1 protein-coding gene is annotated in these 701 nt (G+C 39.9%); it reads right to left on the bottom strand.

The window, feature by feature from the left end; translation table 11 throughout:
* Positions 1-701 (bottom strand): Kelch repeat-containing protein (locus RM520_RS15195; protein ID WP_311388563.1); only part of this gene is annotated, 701 nt, incomplete at both ends.

Below are 701 nucleotides of genomic sequence, written 5' to 3'. Positions count from 1 at the left end.
GGTACTATAATTGGAAGTAGCTGGTGCATTGATGTATGGTCTTTCTTTGAATGAACCATCTGTTTCAAAAAGGTACGGAGGATAAAAAATCTCCCCATTAAAGTGGTTAAAGGCTATTTCACTTAATCCACCACCACCAGAAAAGACAGTTCCATCGGTTAATAAAATAGCGACACTATGGTAGGTACGAGGAGTAGCCATGTAAGAAAGTGTTTCCCAGGTTCCGTTGGTACCAGCGCCATTAGGTGTAAAAAGCTCAGCATATAATTGTGCGCCATTATCTGAGAATACCTCGGCATGGTCTAAACCGCCAGTAACCAATACTTGCCCATTAGGAAGTACGGTACTATTATGCATGGTTCTTTCAAACTCCATATCAGGAGTTTGCTGAACATTTGGAGCCGTGTTAAATGGTACATTAATATCAATTACAAAAGCATTTTCTTTAGCAGGAGTAAAATTATCATAGCTTCGAGAACCACCAACTTTTAAAATTTTATCAATATCAAACATAACAGTAGTCCCTTTCATGGAATAGGTATCACCACCTCTAGAATAAGCAGCAGATACACTACCAGCTCCAGTCAAATCAACCCAATGCATGTTTTCACTTGGACCTGCATGAAACAATCCTCCATTAGAAGCCACCCAAAGCCAAAGATGATTATCTAAACGGTAAACCCCCTCTGCTGGAACCTCTT

Origin of the sequence: Croceitalea vernalis (assembly GCF_031846405.1) — a bacterium.
Classification (GTDB): domain Bacteria; phylum Bacteroidota; class Bacteroidia; order Flavobacteriales; family Flavobacteriaceae; genus Croceitalea; species Croceitalea vernalis.
Note: the sequence above shows the minus strand (reverse complement) of the source record. Positions and strands in the feature narration are given on the sequence as shown.